At 60.3% G+C, this 16,656-nt stretch carries 21 protein-coding genes; 2 read left to right on the top strand and 19 right to left on the bottom strand.

Going from position 1 to position 16,656, the window contains the following annotated elements:
- Nucleotides 1-6: 6 nt before the first annotated feature.
- From LIS66_RS08695 to LIS66_RS08600, 19 genes are all read right to left on the bottom strand, one after another.
- Nucleotides 7-1,707, bottom strand: coding sequence for a phage tail protein (locus LIS66_RS08695; RefSeq protein ID WP_227974005.1), 1,701 nt, complete (start codon nucleotides 1,705-1,707; stop codon nucleotides 7-9).
- Between the two features lie 9 nt (nucleotides 1,708-1,716).
- On the bottom strand, nucleotides 1,717-2,241 hold the full coding sequence (locus tag LIS66_RS08690; RefSeq protein ID WP_227974004.1) for a phage tail protein: 525 nt from the start codon (nucleotides 2,239-2,241) through the stop codon (nucleotides 1,717-1,719).
- The gene (locus LIS66_RS08685; RefSeq protein ID WP_227974003.1) at nucleotides 2,238-3,413 is read right to left on the bottom strand and encodes a baseplate J/gp47 family protein; all 1,176 of its coding nucleotides are present in this window, start codon (nucleotides 3,411-3,413) and stop codon (nucleotides 2,238-2,240) included. The genes LIS66_RS08690 and LIS66_RS08685 overlap by 4 nt, the downstream gene beginning before the upstream one ends.
- Nucleotides 3,410-3,727 carry a DUF2590 family protein gene (locus tag LIS66_RS08680; protein ID WP_227974002.1) on the bottom strand — a complete coding sequence of 106 codons (318 nt, stop codon included), beginning with the start codon at nucleotides 3,725-3,727 and terminating at the stop codon, nucleotides 3,410-3,412. Before LIS66_RS08680 ends, LIS66_RS08685 begins: the two co-directional genes overlap by 4 nt.
- Nucleotides 3,724-5,709: a phage tail tape measure protein gene (locus LIS66_RS08675; protein WP_227974001.1), complete on the bottom strand. Its 1,986-nt coding sequence runs from the start codon at nucleotides 5,707-5,709 to the stop codon at nucleotides 3,724-3,726. Before LIS66_RS08675 ends, LIS66_RS08680 begins: the two co-directional genes overlap by 4 nt.
- Nucleotides 5,710-5,714: 5 nt before the next feature.
- Entirely contained in the window at nucleotides 5,715-5,855 is a 141-nt protein-coding gene (locus LIS66_RS08670; RefSeq protein WP_039013052.1) for a DUF6890 family protein, read from the bottom strand.
- A gap of 23 nt (nucleotides 5,856-5,878) precedes the next feature.
- Complete coding sequence (locus tag LIS66_RS08665; protein WP_227974000.1) at nucleotides 5,879-6,172, bottom strand: putative phage tail assembly chaperone; 294 nt, start codon at nucleotides 6,170-6,172, stop codon at nucleotides 5,879-5,881.
- Nucleotides 6,169-6,684 (bottom strand): lysis protein, encoded by a 516-nt coding sequence (locus tag LIS66_RS27710; RefSeq protein ID WP_265583218.1) that lies wholly within the window; start codon nucleotides 6,682-6,684, stop codon nucleotides 6,169-6,171. Before LIS66_RS27710 ends, LIS66_RS08665 begins: the two co-directional genes overlap by 4 nt.
- A complete protein-coding gene (locus tag LIS66_RS08650) occupies nucleotides 6,684-7,217 on the bottom strand; it encodes a lysozyme (protein ID WP_227974495.1) in 534 nt (177 codons plus the stop codon). Before LIS66_RS08650 ends, LIS66_RS27710 begins: the two co-directional genes overlap by 1 nt.
- The gene (locus tag LIS66_RS08645) at nucleotides 7,214-7,510 is read right to left on the bottom strand and encodes a hypothetical protein (RefSeq protein WP_039756531.1); all 297 of its coding nucleotides are present in this window, start codon (nucleotides 7,508-7,510) and stop codon (nucleotides 7,214-7,216) included. Before LIS66_RS08645 ends, LIS66_RS08650 begins: the two co-directional genes overlap by 4 nt.
- On the bottom strand, nucleotides 7,510-7,719 hold the full coding sequence (locus tag LIS66_RS08640; protein ID WP_227973999.1) for a TraR/DksA family transcriptional regulator: 210 nt from the start codon (nucleotides 7,717-7,719) through the stop codon (nucleotides 7,510-7,512). The genes LIS66_RS08645 and LIS66_RS08640 overlap by 1 nt, the downstream gene beginning before the upstream one ends.
- On the bottom strand, nucleotides 7,719-8,171 hold the full coding sequence (locus LIS66_RS08635) for a phage protein (protein ID WP_071173507.1): 453 nt from the start codon (nucleotides 8,169-8,171) through the stop codon (nucleotides 7,719-7,721). The genes LIS66_RS08640 and LIS66_RS08635 overlap by 1 nt, the downstream gene beginning before the upstream one ends.
- 6 nt (nucleotides 8,172-8,177) lie before the next feature.
- Complete coding sequence (locus tag LIS66_RS08630) at nucleotides 8,178-9,293, bottom strand: DUF2586 domain-containing protein (protein WP_227973998.1); 1,116 nt, start codon at nucleotides 9,291-9,293, stop codon at nucleotides 8,178-8,180.
- Nucleotides 9,294-9,304: 11 nt separating this feature from the next.
- On the bottom strand, nucleotides 9,305-9,988 hold the full coding sequence (locus LIS66_RS08625; protein WP_227973997.1) for a phage virion morphogenesis protein: 684 nt from the start codon (nucleotides 9,986-9,988) through the stop codon (nucleotides 9,305-9,307).
- Nucleotides 9,975-10,427 carry a phage tail protein gene (locus LIS66_RS08620; protein WP_227973996.1) on the bottom strand — a complete coding sequence of 151 codons (453 nt, stop codon included), beginning with the start codon at nucleotides 10,425-10,427 and terminating at the stop codon, nucleotides 9,975-9,977. The genes LIS66_RS08625 and LIS66_RS08620 overlap by 14 nt, the downstream gene beginning before the upstream one ends.
- Entirely contained in the window at nucleotides 10,424-10,885 is a 462-nt protein-coding gene (locus tag LIS66_RS08615; RefSeq protein ID WP_227973995.1) for a head completion/stabilization protein, read from the bottom strand. Before LIS66_RS08615 ends, LIS66_RS08620 begins: the two co-directional genes overlap by 4 nt.
- 98 nt (nucleotides 10,886-10,983) lie before the next feature.
- The gene (gpM, locus tag LIS66_RS08610) at nucleotides 10,984-11,706 is read right to left on the bottom strand and encodes a phage terminase small subunit (RefSeq protein ID WP_227973994.1); all 723 of its coding nucleotides are present in this window, start codon (nucleotides 11,704-11,706) and stop codon (nucleotides 10,984-10,986) included.
- Nucleotides 11,703-12,722, bottom strand: a complete 1,020-nt coding sequence (locus LIS66_RS08605; protein ID WP_227973993.1) for a phage major capsid protein, P2 family — start codon at nucleotides 12,720-12,722, stop codon at nucleotides 11,703-11,705. Before LIS66_RS08605 ends, gpM begins: the two co-directional genes overlap by 4 nt.
- A gap of 2 nt (nucleotides 12,723-12,724) precedes the next feature.
- Nucleotides 12,725-13,648: a GPO family capsid scaffolding protein gene (locus tag LIS66_RS08600; protein WP_227973992.1), complete on the bottom strand. Its 924-nt coding sequence runs from the start codon at nucleotides 13,646-13,648 to the stop codon at nucleotides 12,725-12,727.
- Between the two features lie 162 nt (nucleotides 13,649-13,810).
- On the opposite strand from LIS66_RS08600, the gene LIS66_RS08595 reads away from it, so the two are divergent.
- A complete protein-coding gene (locus LIS66_RS08595; RefSeq protein ID WP_227973991.1) occupies nucleotides 13,811-15,853 on the top strand; it encodes a terminase large subunit domain-containing protein in 2,043 nt (680 codons plus the stop codon).
- The gene (locus LIS66_RS08590; protein ID WP_227974494.1) at nucleotides 15,750-16,634 is read left to right on the top strand and encodes a phage portal protein; all 885 of its coding nucleotides are present in this window, start codon (nucleotides 15,750-15,752) and stop codon (nucleotides 16,632-16,634) included. The genes LIS66_RS08595 and LIS66_RS08590 overlap by 104 nt, the downstream gene beginning before the upstream one ends.
- Nucleotides 16,635-16,656 lie beyond the last annotated feature (22 nt).

The following is a 16,656-nucleotide window of genomic DNA, read 5'->3' as shown; positions in this document are numbered from 1 at the left end:
TCGATCTCAATACTTGATGCAGTAATTAAGGGCCATGTTTCGAGGCCGGGTTTCGGTGCCGCCCGAAGCAGTTACGACAATTGCGTGCGTGTGCGCGCCGCCGCCTCCAACACCCACGTTGTGCGCATGCTGACCAGCGGCACCGACGCCGATGTTGTGTGCGTGGTTGCCCTGGTAGTCAGTGCGCATCGGCCGGCCATCGGCGTTTTTACCGCCACCGATTTCAAGCTCCGTCCATACGCTGCCGCCGGCCGGATAGCCGACGTTCACACCGGCGCCGTTATCGACTACGCGAAAACCGTGGTCATGGTTGCCTTGAGCATCAGTCCAGGCACTGTGGATGTGGTTGCCTTGCGCATCTGTCCATGCCGCGTGCAGGTGGTCTCCAACTGATGCCGCTGAGGCCGAGTGCGCGTGAGAGTGGATCATCATGTCCTGGTACACCCCGAACGCTCGGCCAGGATCCAGCCCGCGCCCGTCGTCCCAGCCACGAGGAAACAGGCCGCGCATGTCAGGCAAATTGAACGTGGTCGAACCATCGCCGGCGCCGTAGTGCGTCCCAAGCCAGGCAAAAAGCTGTGCGTATGTCGTGCGGGAAACCGCCGCACCGTTGCATTTCAGCCATCCCGCCGGGGCAGCGGTCATTGCGAACGCTGCCACCATGCCGGTCATCGAATCCCCGACCTGTTTTTGTAGCTTGTTCAGGGCGGCGGTCGACGCCACGATCTCGCTGCTGTTGGTTGCTGGATCGTCGCTGATTGCATTGGGCAGATTGCCCAGTCCGACGTCTGCTTTGGTCGTGGCCCGGGCACGCAGCAGCGGATAGTCGCCGGTACGGGATGCCAGATATTTGATCAAAGCACCGCCGACTGGCTCGGCGTCCCGCAAATCCACGATAGTGCTGGGTGAAATGAAATCAGCGATCGGCACGCAGTAATGGCGCACGCCGGCGGCATCGGTGTAATCGGCCTGTTCACCGAATACCACTTTCCACACAGCCACCCGATCGTTCAATTGACGCTCAAGACAAACGTCCAACCAGACCTTACCTACTGGAATGGCGCCGGGGACCGCTTCTGACTTCGCAATTGCCACGCGGATGCCTTCGACGTAGGCCGTGCCACCATTGATCTGGTAGTAGCCGGCGTCTGTCTTTTCGAACATCAGCGAGTTACTGAAAAAGAACGCACGCCCGTAGAGGTTGCGATTGCTCAGACGCTCGCGCTCATCGATGCCGGCCAGGCGCACCGTGAAGTCATGCTGCCAGGTGCTGGCATCGATCTTTACACCGGTCAGTTTCATGGCGCCGTCGAAGGCCACCAGAAAATTGCGGGTGACGTTGTTGCCGATCTGTTCCGGCGGGATGTTTCTGCGTTTCTGTTGCAGCGGCACTGACGACGCCGCGAACAAAATGCCGTCGGCGTCCTCAAGCCCTACCCAATTGAAGTCCCAATCCCCGACGTCTGACCCCAGCTGTGCGCTGTACACCACCTGGTTCGGGTTCACGTAACCCGCGTTCTTTTCCGGGATCATGTAGACGTGAACGATCTGCGCAGCCGGTGGCTTGCCTGCAGCGCGATCGAGCGGCGCGGTCGGATCAAGCCCGGGCACATTCGCAAAGATGAATCGGCTGACGATCAGCGGCTTTTGCTGGCTTTGTTTAAGGGCGATTTGGCTTTCGCCGGCCAAGGTAATACTGGCGCTCACGGTGCGCTCCTACAGGCTGGCAACCAGCGTTTGCTGGTCGTCGTTGAAGTCGATCAGGGCAATTTGCAGCCCCACGGGGGTGATGGTGACGAAGTCGTAGCGCCGGCACGTTCGACCGTATTGCTGGATCAGCACGCGCAGAAGTTCGGGATTAAGCGACAACTGAGCGTTGCTGAACTTCAGCAGCACCACGTCCCAATCGCGGTCGGGCTGGCGTTCCTCGATCTCGACGTAACCCACGCCCAGTCGCTCGAAAATGCGTTTCAACCCGGCGGTGCTGCCGGCGTCGACCGAGTTGATAAACGCGTATTTCACGCGCAGTCGAAACAAGGACTCGGGTTCTCCCTTGAAGCGCGTCACGTCCCGCTGCCAGGCCCACAGCTCAAGGATGCTCATGTGGCAGCTGTCGGGATCGATCTGCGAGTAGGGCCAGCGCAGCCACCCGGTGACGGTTTCCCACCACGCCTGTGCAGCAGCGACCAGTTTTGAAAGCTCGGTACCGCCAAGCCAGAACGGCAGTTTCAGTTTGTTCATTGCACGTTCACCTTCAGCGACGTCAGGCGTGGGATGTCCAAACCACTGGTGATGTCGACGCCGGGGGTAAACCGCAGTGAGGCGATATCGGCAAACCGCTGGTGCAATTCCTCAGCCAGTCGACTAAAGCTGAAACGCGACTGGGGGTAGGTCAGCGTCGGCTGATAGTCGCGGGGCGTGCTTTCACGAAACGCGGCCCGTATGAACAGCTCGATCTCACTCATCAGCGTGTCGATCTGCTCGGCGCTTAGGTTCGGTTGCGGCCACAGATCCATTTCGAAACTGATAGGCACCTCTGGCATCACCATGGCCAGCAGATCATCGCCGTGGCCATGGTTGCCCTGGTCGCGGATGTGCGAATTGATTTGCTCCAGATAAGTCGCCGCCGGCACGCCCGCATCAAACAACACGAACGCGTTCGCACTGCCCGGCCCACGAGGTGCGCCGTGTTCGAAGTAGACGCCGTCCGGACGAACGCCTGGGAACGCGGAAATCATGGCGCGATACACCGCGTCGGTGTGCCACTGGTTCACCGCCGAGAACTGATTGCGCACGCGCAAACGCAGTTGGTCGTTCGGCTCCGGATCCGCACCAGGTGATTCCAGCCAACCGTCCTTGTTCACTACCTGGACGATGCCTGGGATGGGCACGGGCAGGATGGCGTAGTAACCCGGGGCGAGATTGAAGCCACTGCCGGATTCGATCGCCTCCACCGGGACTTCCAGCTGCAGCTGGCCTACTACGAACGTCGCCGGCGCCGTGGTAATCAGTTTGTACACGTTGCCGTTGATGGCGGCCGACTGCACCACAATGCCTTTTTCCAGCTCCATGACGCCGTCCGGTAAGGCGCGGGTGAACAGCAATTTCCCTTGCGCTTTGGTGGCGCCTTTACGCTCGACGTTGACCGCCCAGGCGAGCATGTCCAGCCAGGCGTCCACCGCCGTTTTCACAAAGAAGTTAGGCAGCACCGTCAGGCACAGAAAGTCCAACAGCCACAAAACCGGTTTGGTCACCAGCGCGGTCATCACTCGCCAGAACGGCGAATAACTGCTGGTGTTGGCCACCTTCGCGCCTTGGGCTTCGACTTCCTTTTCCCACGCGGCCTTCAATCCGGCCTCGGTGGTCGGTATGCCGGCGTCGGCGATCACCTTTTTAAAATCGACCTGGCTCACAGACTTACCTCAATCGAACCAAATTTCAGGGTTTTCGCAGTGACCAGGTACACGCCTGGTTCCTGCTGGGTGATGCGTGCCGTGCCCGGCACCAGGCGCTGGTCGTCCTCCACCAACAGTTCCAGTTGCTGGATGCAGTCGCGCTGCCGCAGCCGATCGCGCTCGGCCACCATCGTCACCAGCAACCCGCTGTCGCGGATCATGTGAGCGATGTCCTGGGCGATGCAGGCGCGGTCATCGACCAACAGCGGCTGGTGGGATGGATCCAGTGCCAGGTCGTTGTTCACGATCAACACGTCTACGTACTCGCTCATCCGCCGACCGCCATAGCCACCATGTTTTCCACCTCCAGCGGGTTCATTGGTTTGCTGGTGTGAATGTTCACGTTCTCCACATGTGTGCCCTTGTTCTGGCTGCTGTTGTTGTTCTGGATGCTGGTCAGCAAGCCGCCGGGTGGCACCGCCGAAGGGCGTGCCGGGGAAAGGCTGGGGATTGCCGCGTTGATGGTTTGCTGGGCTTTCTGCGCAGCGTTGGCGGTGTCGGCGGCATTGGTCGCGGCATCAACGCCGGGCACTTCAGGCATGCCGCCGAAACGCGCTTCGATGTTCACGCCCGGGATGCTGTTCAGCAGCTCGATCACGCCGCTTACGGCCTTGGTGAAAATGCCGACGATGCTGTCCCATGCGGCCTTGGCCATGCCTGACCAACCGCCCATGGAGTTAAACCAGTCGGATAGCTTCTGCAGCTTGTCAGCGACGAACTGGAACGCGGCCGTGTTCATCAGTGCAGATGTCCATTCGTCCCAGTAGTAGACCGCCGCAACAATGACGGCCACCAGAGCGAGAACACCGACCACAATCCACACCATGGGGTTGGCCAACAACGCCGCGTTGACCAGCCAGATCGCTCCCTGCCACAGCAGCATGGCGCCGCGCACCAGGGCAAGGCCGGCACTGAGCGTATAGATCACGGCCATGTACGCCAGGATCGCCAGTTTCTGCAGGACGAAGCCGGCGACAGTGCGCAGGTTGAGCAGCTGAACAACCTTCCACACCGATAACAGGCCCAGCCAGGTCATCCGCGCAACCCCGACCACCACGGTCAACAACGACATGGCGCCGACGATGGCCATGATGGTCAGTGCGGTGATGCCGATCACACGGGTGATGTTGGGAAACAGCTGCGACCAGCGCACCAGGGTTTTGCCGATGCCGACCATCTTGCTCATGAACGGCGTCAATACCGGGATCAGCACCTGGCCAAACACCACACGCATGACCTCGACCAGAGACGCCCACTGCTGCCACGGATCGACCATCGCCCTGGCCATCTGCTCGGCATTTTCCAGACCGCGCACCTTGCCCAACTGCTCGATGCCGTTGCGCAGTCGATCGGTGTCCTTGGCCAGCGCGCCAATCACCTGGGCGCCTTCGCCGCCGAAGGCCTCCATTAACTTGGCCCCGGCCGACGCGCTGGTCAGATCACCGAACTTGCCCTGCAGCTTGTCCAGAATCGCCATCATCGGCAGGACTTTGCCCTGCTGATCAGTGAACTGCATGCCGAGCTTTTCCGATGCGGCGCCGATGTTCTCGAAAAACGCTTTGTAGCGTCCGCCGGCGTCGCCGCCCTCCATGGTGCTGCTCAGCGTGCCGATTACCGCCATCTGTTCGGCAAGGTCGACGCCGGATGTGGTGGCGATCGCGCCGGCCTCCTTGAAGGCGTCTTTCATCGCGGCGCCGCTGGTACGAAACAGCTGCACGGCCAGCGCCGTTTGCCCGCCGAGTTTTTCCACCCACGCGCCCTTCCCCATCGCATCCGCTTGGGACTTCTGCAGGTTGTAGAGCGTGCCGACGTATTCGCCCATAGTTTCGGCGTCCGTCTTGGTGGCCTTCGCCAGTAAGTTGCTGGTGTTGGTGAACGTGGCGAGCTGGTTGCCGGCAAGCCCCTTAATGGCGCCCTCGATCAGGTAAGCCGAGGCCACAAAATCCTTGGCGTTCTCGCCATAGCTCACCGCGAACTGCAGCGACTTGGCATTGAGTGCCGATAACGCATCCTCAGCCACGCCCAACGATCGGACGTCGCCCAGGGCGCGATTGACCTCAAGCGCCGGTTCCATGGACTCCCGGATCCCGACCACAGCAGCGGTCACGCCGCCCAGGCCAAGCCCGATCGTCTTTATGTGTTTTTCACTCTGATCGGCAAGCTCGGAAAAGCCCATTTTCACCTTGCCCAGAGGCGCGGTGACCTTGTCCTGCAAGCTGAGAATGAAAGCCAGGCTGGCGCTACGGTCTGCCAAAGTCGTTACCCGTTCAGCGCAAGGGCGATGCCGTTAGCCACGGCGAACTCCATGCGTCTCCAGTGTTCGTCCTCCAGCCACTTGGCCGTCCCCATCGCCTCGGGCGTGGGTTCGGCACCAGGAAGCCAGCGGTTCGTCAGGGCCATCAACTGGCCCAGTCCGTTTTCGCTTAGGCGCTCAGCGTGCTCGAGCGCTTTTTTACGATCACCTCAACGTTGGGCGCGTACTCCTCGAGCAGCGCGCCGGCGATCTGCATCACCATCACCGGGTTGCCCAGTAACGGTTTCAGCGTGGCTTTTTCCTCTTGCTTGACGGTGGTCATCAACAGGTTGTTGCCCGGGGCGACCTTGTTGGTTTGGGTCAGGGCGTTGAAATACTTGGTGACGTCAGCCGGGGTCAGGTTGAACGTGAATTCCTGTTCGCCGACTTCCAGGGTGATTTCGGTTTTGTTCTGTTGGCTCATGGGGTTGATCTCTTGTTGAGGTTGGAAAAAGTGGTGTCCTGGTGCGCTGGCGATCGCCGGCACACGCCACGGACGTATTGCTGCAGTCCGAAAATCATTTGCCGGCTTAGGGCGAGCTGATTCCGGAGGGTGAAATAATCCGGTCGAGCGTCTGCTGCGAGTTCGGCGCGTCCTGCATCAGCCACGCGGGCGGTGCCGGCGGTGGCGGGCACAGATCCGGTGGCGGGACAGGTGGCGCGGACGAGCAACCGGCCTGTGCCATCGCCAACAGCGCGGCGCAGGCGCTCGTTTTCAGTGAGTGCATCGCTCAATACCTTTGTGTTTCGTTGGTCGATCGCGTCCCGCTCGGCGAGCATTTCGCCGCTGATGCGTGCCGCTTCCCGCAGGCCGCTGGCCTCCCATTTCGCGCTATCACGCTCGCGTCTGGCTTCGTCGCGCTGGCCTTCGAGCGAGTCAAAACCGATCCAGGCGACCAGGCACAACACGACCAGGAACAAGGCTTGGCGCAGCATCACAAGCCCTCCGCACACAGCCGGGATTCGGCCAGCCGGCGGTTGTGCAGGCCCGGCACAAAGCGCTTCTGGCCCTTGGCGTCAGTCACAAAGGCCCATACCGGCGTCTTGCTGTCCGGCGCCCATGCCAGAGCTTTGCAGCCCTCGGCGATGCGGCCGGCGTTGATAAGCGCGACCGCTCGACTGGCGCAGGTGCTGGTCACACCGAAGTTGTGGCCGTGACTGGTGAGTGCGTCGAACGTGTTCTGGCTCACGTCCGGGTTGGTGATGCAGTCGGCCAGCTGCAGCTGGGTTTTGCGGATCACCAATTGCTCCACCTCCGCGCAACGCTCGGGCGACCAGTAGTCACCCACCACGACCGGAAACGGGCTGGTGTGCCGGGTGATGCCCTTGCAGACGGTGGGTAGTCCGCCGGCCAACTTGTCCGCATAAACGGTGTTCTGGCCACGGCCTTCCCAAGTGCCCAGGAAGATCACCAACGGAGCGCTGGCCAGCGCAATCACACCGGCTTGAATCCTGCCGCGCAGGCTCATGGGAACCACACCCGCAACAGTGCCGGCACAACCATCTGCAGCACAGAAGCGACCACCGTGAGAATGGTCAGCAAGCGGCCGACCTTGGCACCGATGTCATTCACCGCGACCGTCAGCGTCTGCTGGCCAGCGTTCAGTTCCGACAGCTGCCCGGCCATGTGTTCGAACCCCTGTTCCAACTTGGTCACGCGGGTAGGCACGGTTTCGTGGCGGTCTTCCAACTCGCTGAGCCGGTGTTCAAATACGGCGAATCTCTGCTCCAGCGTTCCGAGGCGTGCGGCGTCAGTCGTCATCAGCGTTTACTCTGCTCAAAGCCCGATTGGCACGGGACGCACCGCGTTTTACCGCCCAGTGCCTGCCGCGCCGGCGGGATCTCGTTATCGCAGTCCTGGCAATGGGTCAGGCTTGGCCCGACCGGCACAGGCGTCAGCAGCTGGGCCTTGATCGCCTGGTCACGTTGGCGTTGCTCCAGCTCCTGGGCGCGGTCGAACCAGTCCACCATTAACGGATCCCCTCGATCTCGGTAGCGTCGAGGTACGGAACGCCGTTGATGTGGATAAAGTCGGGGCTAGTCACGTCAAACGGCACTTTGTGCTTGGTCTTCTCGCCGCCTTTTGGATCGATCGACAACAAGCTGGAGATCTTCACCTTGCAGCCGAAGGCTTCCACGCGCAGTTCCTCGTCTTCGCCGGCCTTGGCGAAGAACACCGCGTCAAACGCCTTGAGCTTGCGGAAGCTGCCCGCCGATCGCGCCGCGTCGATCAGCAACTGAAAGTTGGAGCTGTCCAGTTCAAGTTCGCCGGCAGCGGCCACGTCACCCTCCACGTAGCCGTCAGGCACGCCCCGGGTTTGGGCCACAGCCGAGTTGTCGGTAATGTCCAGGGTGCAGCTCTCGACGTGCAGCGACAGATCGCCCAGGCTCACGTCGAAGTTCTTGCCGCCAATTTTTGCCATGGGGCGTTACTCCGTTTTGTCAGTAGAAAGATCCAGAGCGATGTTCGCCGTGAGGTCTTTCGGGCAGTTGAGGGGTTTGAGCTTGATGTAAGCCGCAACCTTGGTTTTGCTGAGCCATTCCAGCACCAGGTCACCGTCTTTCGGCGGCTCGATGTCACCGGGGAACACCTCGCCGTTGAACTTGATGGACTTGGCCATGGCGCGTAGTGGCGCCATCAGTTGGTTGGTGTTCACCGCCATGCTGTTGGGCGTGCTGTTCAAGCGGCGATCGGCTACACGGCGGATCAGCAGCGGGCGAATCAGGCGAGCGGCTTTGTCGGTGATGCGCAGGTATTCCACGACCTGAAAGTCACTGCCCGGGGTGTCCAACATGTTGCAGTCGCCCCAGTACACGCCCGGGTAGTCGGGGTAGGTCTGGGTGACGGAGAACCGCGCACGATCCAGTTCACTGCGCACAGCGGACGGCAGCGGGATCAGCTCCATATCGATAGGCACGTCGCCAAGTCCCAACACCGGGCCGGTGGCCACGCGCATCGGACTATCAGCGATGCTGACTGCCGAATTGGCCAAGCGGCCAGCCAGCACGCCCAGGTCATTACCGTGCAGTTGCGGCACCGGTGAAACGCGCGGCGCTGCCAAACCCGCTACCAACGCTTTTTGCTCGCTCAGGTACTGTGCCCAGGTCTGGTCGACGGCGATGCCGACGGTGCTTGCCAGAAAGAAAACACGACGGCCGTAGGTGTTGTTCAGGGCGACGGCCGCGTCATTCATGGCCGATAGTTCGTCACCCTTGGCGACAGGCTTTGTGACGATTACCGCTTCCACCGACACCCCTTGTTGCTGGGTTTTCTCCAGAGCGGTGGCCCAGTCGCCTTCGGGGCCGATCGGGGCCGCCATGCAGGCCCAGCGCTGGCCACCGTTCAAACGTGCGGCGGTGATTTGGGTTTTCAGATCGCTCGCCGGGACGCCCAGGGCGGCGTCCAGATCGCTGTCGGTGTTCAACGGAATGATCTGGCCGACGTTTTTGGCGGCGGGGCCGATGAAAAGAAAGTAACGCTCAACCTCTGTCACGGCGCCCTGGCCTAGATTGAGATTGTCGACGGTGACTTGACCGAGTGCCATGCAGTGCCTCGTTAGCGGGGTGAGTTCAGAATTTGTTGCAACACCTGGTTAATCAGCAGGTTGGTGTCGCGTTCAGTTTCGGCGCCGATGAATTGGCGTTTCGGTAGCGTGATTTCCCAGCTCTGCGCTCCGGTGCTTTCGCGGCGCTGGTCGTCCAGGATCCGGATCAGCAGCCCCGCCTTGGCGTAGTTCACATGCTCCTGAATCCACGCTACCGAGGGCCGGGTCAGCGTCTTTTTTCCCGCTTGGCGCACACGGAATCCCAACCGGCGTAAGCGCTTGGCTTGCTTTTCGGTTGCTGCCAAACCCGGTGGGGTCTTGTTCCATCGGCGCATCTGCTGGGCGGTGCGGCGCTCACTGACGCCGTTGTGCTGCTGCGCGGCCACCCATCGGGTCAGGGCGTTTTTCCAGCCCAACTCCGCTTCATCAGCGGACACTCGGGTGACCACCATCAACTTGGCCAGGCCGGCTTCCATCTTCTTTTTGCCTTTGCTGTCGCCCTTGCGTGGAGCGAAGGGCGTGCCGTCCAGGTTCTTTTGTTCACGTACTCGCTTGCGGCTCATTGTCCGCACGCGTTTGGTGACCTGGTTCAGCAAGCGGCGGCGCAATTGCGGCGGCAGGCTCAGCAACGCCAACTGTTCGCGTACGCCCAAGCGACCGCGAATGTCGAGTTCGAACGTGCTACGCCCCGCCATCGGTGGCCACCTCGCCGCGCTCTGCAATCCACAGATCAAACGGGACAAAGGCCCAGCTCTTGCCGAAGGCTTCGATCTCCCCGGCAGGGTCTTCGGCCAGATACTGCGGCTCGACAAACTCCAACGTGATTTCCACCTCGAAAAGGTCGCTATCCACCGGCTCCACGAGAAATTCCGGCGCCGGCAGTTCGTGGCGGTCCCGGTTGGCATCGTTGTTTTCCAACCAACTGCCCACCAGTGCCATCAAGCGCGCCGGATGGTCGGCGAAGCGCTCCAGCACGATCGCGGCGCGATAGTGCATGTCGCCTAGGTGCATCCCGTCGACGTCGGGTTTCCAGATCAGTGCAAGCTTCACCTGCTCGGTGAAACTGTCGAGTTGTTCAGGCTCAACCAGGCGGCGTTCTAACAGATACGCGGTCAGCGTCTGCAGCTTGGTCATAGCAACTTCGCCGTGATGCGGCCACGGCCCTGCAGGGCGCGTACAGCGGACTGACTGAAGGCTAGAAACGTATCCTCACGCTCTGGTGCTTCCTTTCCCGTGTTTTCGGCGCTTTCGCGGCGGGTCACGGTGGCGAACTGCTGCAGCGCGCTGGCCTTCGCACGGCAATAAACGGCGCGTTTGTACAACTTCGCTTTCCAGGCACGCTCCGGCAGCAGCATCGGATCGGCCTTTTCCACCGTCGCAATGCCCGCCGTGAGCCAGCTGGATTTGAGCTTGGCCAGGTCGTCGTTGACCTCAGCCATGGCGATGCTCAGCGCGTCGGTCAGCAAGTCGCCCAGGAACTCCGCCGGCAGGCGATAGCCTTTCTGAAACTCAGACACGGAGAGATCCGGCCAGAAGCCGTCGTTCTCGATGATCTGTTCCACAAAGGTGGTGGGTTTCCCGGAAAAGCTCATTGCTGACCGCTCGAATAGGGCGGGGAGACTGTTTTTCGTGGGGCTGGCCATGAATGGCAGACACACGTCCACAGTTCCCCGCTGGGGGGGGTAGTCGGTTATTGGGCGCCGGTCACGGCGGGTGTTTGTTTTGCGATCGCCTTGCGGCACTTCGAAATGCGCGTTTCATTGCCGGCTTTCGCGTACAGCTCGGTGGAGCGTTCCAGGTGCTGGAGCGCGGTTTCCCACTGCTCGGCCTCCATGGCGCGCATGCCGATCAACTTGTGGTACTTGCTCGGGATCTGTTCGGTCAGCTCCCATTCACCGTCGACACGTGGCAGCAGATTGGACAGGTACGGCTCCGGGCTGCGCTGCGCGTTGTATTCGGCATAAGCCCAGTCGATCACGGCGTCCGCGACGAAGGTCTGCACATCACGGCGCTTGAACCGCTCGGGCATCTCTTGCCCCTGCTCGATCGCAAAGTCAGCCAGCGCCAGGCCATCCTCAAATTGCTCGGTGTCGAACAGCCAGACCATGACCTGGACAAGAACACGGTTCGGCATGACCAAACCCGAATCCATGTAGCGCTGGATGAAGTCCTGGTATTTGGGCAACAGCTCCTCGCGCTTGAGTGCCTGACGCCCGGCGAGCCCCTTGATGTCGCTCAGGCGCTGCAGATCCTGATCCAGCGAGGCTTCCATCAGCAGCAGATGTTTTTTCGCGTTGGCTGGACTGCTCAAGGCTTCCGCCGGCGAATACGCCAGCGGTGCCGCGGCCGCAGCAATTACTGCAGCGCTGCCTTGGGCAAGGGTGCGGCGCTTGTGCGCGAGAGCCAGGCTCACTTCAGCAGCTCCACATTCTCGGTCAGCGCGATTTTCTCCATTTGCTCGATCACATAGCCCTCATTGCGGCTGTTGTAATCCTCGACACGGGAGCGTTTCGGGTTGTCCACGGTTTGCTTGCGCCAGCTGGAATCCTGGAAGTAGATCGACAGGTTGTCCCAACTGGTGACCAGCACACCGTTGACCGGAAAGAACGGTACGCTGAAGCTTGGCAAGCCGCCGTAGGTGGCGATCACTTGAGCATCTTCGATGCGTTCTTTTTCGGTTGGCGTATCGCCCTGCTTGGCGTACAGCTTCGCTTTGTCAGCCGCCAACAGGTCGGTGCCGATGATGGCGATCAAATCGCCGCCGTCGCGCAGACGTTCATCCACCATTTGCTTGGTGTCATGAACCAGGGCGTCCAGGTTGGCGTAATCGCCATTCGGGCCCAAGGTCACCTTGCCCGCTTCCTTGCCTTCCTTCAGCACTTGTTGCGGGGCTTGCTCGCGCAGCTGCTGCAGCCAGCCTTTGTTCACGTCCTGTAGCATTGGATACGTTTCGATATCCGTCTGTGCAGCCGCTTTCAAGCCGTGGAAGCCGACCATGATGCGATCGAGGGCGATCTGTTTCTGCACCGCGGCGGAATAGCGTTGATGGAAGTCTGGAAACTTCGCCCAGGCGTCGATTTTTGCGTACGGCAGACCCACATCGGATTCGGTTGACGACAACTCGTAGGTGCTGTTTTCCAGCTCCGACGCATCCTTGGCTTCGCGATCGGTGGTCTTGGTGTTAGTGCGGCCGGTGACAGGACCGGACACGCCAATGAACACCTTCTCGCCTTTGATCTCGGTCACCGGAATGACGTTGATGCGCTGCAGGAAATCAGCTTTCGCGGTGATGGCGTCGTTCAGCTCCTGGGCGATCGACGGTTCAACGGAAAACATCTTGCTGGACAACGGGACGCCGTAAGTCTCGGCGATCGCCAGCTGCATTTCGGCGTACATCTTGGCGCCGTAGGCGCTCAGGGAACGGGCCATAGTCAGAGTACCCGCGCTTTGGATTTGTCAGCGGGACCAGCATTGCGTGGCAACTGACGGCCGTTGCTGGTGTTTTTCAGTTCGGTGAACTGCTTCTGCAGGTTGGCCAATGCCGCCAGCACTGCTTTGTTTCCGCCGCCGGTGCGCTTGAATTCGCGTTCCTCTTCGGCCGTGGTCACGATTTCGTCCACCGCGTCAGTGACATCATCGATCGGGGCTTGATCGGGTTCCGGTGCGTCTTCGGCGGCAGGCTCGATCACGGCCTGAATGCCGGCGGCGACGACCAGCAGCTGGGCCAGCAGGGCTTTTAAAGCCGTGGCGGTAGCTTCATCCATTGGGGGTTTGCTCTCGGTTGGGGTTTGCGGAGTGGTTTCGGCGGCGGTGTCGTCAATGCCGAAACGCTTGAACAGGCGGGTAAACATTGCAGCCAGACGGCCGATCTCGCCCTGCGGCTCGGATTCGCGCAGTGGGCCGAGTTCCAGCGACGCGGCGTAGTAAGCGGCGCGACTGGTTCGGTTAGAGAAATAGAGTTCCTGGGTGCCGAGGCTTGCGGGCGAATCGGTTACCGCCAGACCGGTCAGATAGGCCTTGCCGCTACCGGCAAAATTCGGAGTGATTTCAATGCTGGTAAACAGCTTTTGGCCTTGATCGTTGAGGTACAGCAGGCGATCGTTCGGTTTTAACTGAGCTTCCAGCGCAATTTGTCCTGGCTCCAGATCTTCGCCCTCTTCAACCAGGCGCACAGCGAATACGGTGCCGTGCGAGCCAGGCCAGCGCTCGTGGTCGCACCAGATCACAGCGGTGTATTTGGTTGGTGTGTAGGTCTCGGCGATATCGCGCAGTTCCTGGGGAAGAATCTCGCGGCCATCGACGGTCGGGCCGCTGGTGGCAACACGTTTCCAATAGGAGACAAGGGAACGGGGCATGAGGGGTGACTGCGCTCAATCGTTGAATGAGCCGCCACGATAGGGAGCCGTTTGCCGCCAAACAAACGGTTGAAATTCAGCGTTCTCCTATTTGAACCAGATAGGCGAGTCGCAGTATTTAACCCCGCGTTTCTAGGGTTTTCGCCGCATAGACTGCGACGCATGAACTACCCGACCGAAGTTAAAGAAGCCGCAAAACGCCTTTACCTGCGCCGCTGTTCGGTGAAGGAAATACAGGCGCATTTGAAGCTGCCCAACATCCGAATCGTCTATTACTGGATCCGCCAAGGCGGCTGGGACGAGATGCTTACGGATGAAGAACCATTAAGCGCGGTCAATCGGCGCATCACACTAATTCTGGAAAAGATCGAGCCGCTGACGAAAGCCGAACTGGACGAACTGGAGCGGCTGACGAGCCTACTTGAGCGCCTGAAAAAACTGGCCGCGAAATCCTCACCGGCGGCGCAATCAGATCGTCCGGACGAGTCTCGCGAACGGCAACCTGGTCAACGCCGTGAGCGAGGCGAAGGCGGCGCCAAGAAGCGGGAAAAGAAGGCCAAGAACGACATCAGCGGCCTGACCGAAGTTGATTTCCTCGATAAGTTCATCTCGAAGATGTACGGCTATCAGAAAGAGCTGTTCGAGGCGAAACAGAACCCACTGACACGCCGTGTCCGGAACATTCTCAAAAGCCGGCAGGTGGGCCTGACTTACTACTTCGCCGGCGAAGCGTTCATGGACGCTGTGTTGAGCGGTGACAACCAGGTGTTCCTGTCTGCCAGCCGATCACAGTCCGAGATCTTCCGCAGTTACATCATTCAGTTCGCCAAGCAGTGGTTTGATATCGAGCTGACGGGCAACCCGATCACGCTCAGCAACGGCGCCGAACTGCGTTTTCTCAGCACCAACAGCAGTACCGCCCAGGGCTATCACGGCCACGTCTACGTGGACGAATATTTCTGGATTCGCGACTTCGAAAAACTCAGCACCGTGGCCAGCGCCATGGGTACCCACAAGAAGTGGCGCAAAACCTACTTCTCGACGCCCAGCGCGGTATCGCATCAGGCGTACCCATTCTGGTCAGGTGAGGAGTTCCGCAACAGCAAGCGCGGCAAAAAGGCCAGCGGCGTGTGGCCCAGCGAAGCGGCCTACACGCAGGGTGCGTTGTGTCCGGACGGCCAGTGGCGCAAGACGATCACCTTGGACGATGCGATTGCCGGCGGCTGCGATCTGTTTGACTTGGAGCAGCTGCAGCTGGAGTACGACGAAGACAAATTTCAGCAGCTGTTCTACTGCAAGTTCATCGACAGCACCCAAAGCGCATTCAGTCTCAAGGATCTGGAAAGGTGCTATTCGGATCTCTCCGTGTGGGAAGACTACAACCCCGACATCGAAAGGCCGTTCGGCAACAGTCCGGTCTGGCTGGGCTACGACCCGAGCCGCACCCGCGACGACGCTACCTGCGTGGTCATCGCGCCGCCGCTCGAGCCAGGCGCGAAATTCCGCATTTTGGAAAAGCACAGCTGGCGTGGCCATTCGTTCACCTATCAGGCCGCTCAGGTCAAGAAACTGACCGAGCGTTTCAACGTTCAGCACATCGGCATCGATGTCACCGGCGTGGGTTACGGCGTGTTCGACCTGGTGCGCGACTTCTACGCCAAAGCGACGCCAATTCACTACAGCCTCGAGGCGAAAAACGCCCTGGTGCTCAAAGCCCAGGACACGATCCAAGGCAGTCGCATCGAGTGGGACGCCGGGTGGACGGACATCGCCCAGGCATTCCTGACGATCAAGCGCGGCGCCACCAACAGCGGCCAGATCACCTACAGCGCATCACGCACCGACGCCACCGGCCACGCCGACATTGCCTGGGCCGTGATGCACGCGCTGGCAAACGAACCTTTGAACACCAACAAGCGGCGTCGTAGCCGCTACGTCACGAGTAACCAGACCAGCCATGGCCAACCGCAAACGCAGAAAGCAACACATAGCCCAACCACCGCAGCAGCCCATGCGCTCGTTTACGTTCGGGGAGCCGGAACAGGTGTTATCCGGCAACATCGGCGAGTACGTGGGTGTGTTCCCCAGCGACGACGGCAAGATTTACAAGCCGCCGGTTTCGCGGGTTGGCCTGGCCAAGCTGCTGCGCGCCAATGCCCACCACGGCGCCATTCCGAAGTTCAAACGCAACCTGCTGCTGCGTGAGTTCATCCCCTCGGCCGGCTGCAGCACGGAAACAATGGGCCGCGCCGGGCTGGACTACATGGTGTTTGGCGAAGCGTATTTCTATAACGACACCAACGCATTTGGCCAGGTTCTCGAGCTGCAGCACCTACCGGCCATCAATATGCGGGTAAAGGTCGACGGCGGTTACGTGATGTTGATGCCCGACAACAAAGAAATGGAGTTCGGACAGCACGAAATCTCTCATGTCCTGGACTACGACGTGGAACAGAACATCTACGGGATCCCGGATTACCTGGGCGGCCTGCAGGCGCTGCTGCTCAATGAGGCGGCTACCCTCTTCCGCCGGCGCTACTACAGCAACGGCGCGCACGCTGGTTACATCTTCTACACCAACGATCCCGACCTGACTGAAGAGGACGAAGACGAGCTGCGCGCGCAGATCAGCGCGAGCAAGGGCGTGGGCAACTTCCGCTCCATGTTCGTCAACATCCCCAACGGCAAGGAAAACGCGATTCAGATCATCCCTGTGGGGGACTTCCAAGCCAAAGACGAGTTGGAGAAGGTGAAGAACATCACCCGAAACGACGTCATCGCTGCATGGCGCATGAACCCGGCACTGGCCGGCATCATTCCGGAAAACACCGGTGGTTTCGGCGACATCGAGAAGATCGATCGCGTTTACACGAGCAACGAGATTCGGCCGATTTGTCAGTTGTTCAATCAGCTAAATGACAGGCTCCGAGAGGATAGGAGATTTAGCTGGAAGGCTGCGCCAGAAGCAGCGGATATCACTACATGAAGTGCCGAACAGAAAGAAAACC

It is taken from the genome of Pseudomonas sp. HN2 (genome assembly GCF_020736465.1).
Classification (GTDB): domain Bacteria; phylum Pseudomonadota; class Gammaproteobacteria; order Pseudomonadales; family Pseudomonadaceae; genus Aquipseudomonas; species Aquipseudomonas moraviensis_A.
The sequence above is the reverse complement of the archived record's forward strand: the minus strand, read 5'-3'. Positions and strand labels throughout refer to the sequence as shown.

Coding starts and splice junctions, on each gene's coding strand:
- LIS66_RS08690 (WP_227974004.1), bottom strand. CDS start 2,241: ATGAACAAACTGAAACTGCCGTTCTGGCTTGGCGGTACCGAGCTTTCA.
- LIS66_RS08680 (WP_227974002.1), bottom strand. CDS start 3,727: ATGAGCGAGTACGTAGACGTGTTGATCGTGAACAACGACCTGGCACTG.
- LIS66_RS08670 (WP_039013052.1), bottom strand. CDS start 5,855: ATGGCCCTGACGAACCGCTGGCTTCCTGGTGCCGAACCCACGCCCGAG.
- LIS66_RS08665 (WP_227974000.1), bottom strand. CDS start 6,172: ATGAGCCAACAGAACAAAACCGAAATCACCCTGGAAGTCGGCGAACAG.
- LIS66_RS27710 (WP_265583218.1), bottom strand. CDS start 6,684: ATGCTGCGCCAAGCCTTGTTCCTGGTCGTGTTGTGCCTGGTCGCCTGG.
- LIS66_RS08650 (WP_227974495.1), bottom strand. CDS start 7,217: ATGAGCCTGCGCGGCAGGATTCAAGCCGGTGTGATTGCGCTGGCCAGC.
- LIS66_RS08645 (WP_039756531.1), bottom strand. CDS start 7,510: ATGACGACTGACGCCGCACGCCTCGGAACGCTGGAGCAGAGATTCGCC.
- LIS66_RS08640 (WP_227973999.1), bottom strand. CDS start 7,719: ATGGTGGACTGGTTCGACCGCGCCCAGGAGCTGGAGCAACGCCAACGT.
- LIS66_RS08635 (WP_071173507.1), bottom strand. CDS start 8,171: ATGGCAAAAATTGGCGGCAAGAACTTCGACGTGAGCCTGGGCGATCTG.
- LIS66_RS08630 (WP_227973998.1), bottom strand. CDS start 9,293: ATGGCACTCGGTCAAGTCACCGTCGACAATCTCAATCTAGGCCAGGGC.
- LIS66_RS08625 (WP_227973997.1), bottom strand. CDS start 9,988: ATGGCGGGGCGTAGCACGTTCGAACTCGACATTCGCGGTCGCTTGGGC.
- LIS66_RS08620 (WP_227973996.1), bottom strand. CDS start 10,427: ATGACCAAGCTGCAGACGCTGACCGCGTATCTGTTAGAACGCCGCCTG.
- LIS66_RS08615 (WP_227973995.1), bottom strand. CDS start 10,885: ATGAGCTTTTCCGGGAAACCCACCACCTTTGTGGAACAGATCATCGAG.
- LIS66_RS08605 (WP_227973993.1), bottom strand. CDS start 12,722: ATGGCCCGTTCCCTGAGCGCCTACGGCGCCAAGATGTACGCCGAAATG.
- LIS66_RS08600 (WP_227973992.1), bottom strand. CDS start 13,648: ATGCCCCGTTCCCTTGTCTCCTATTGGAAACGTGTTGCCACCAGCGGC.
- LIS66_RS08595 (WP_227973991.1), top strand. CDS start 13,811: ATGAACTACCCGACCGAAGTTAAAGAAGCCGCAAAACGCCTTTACCTG.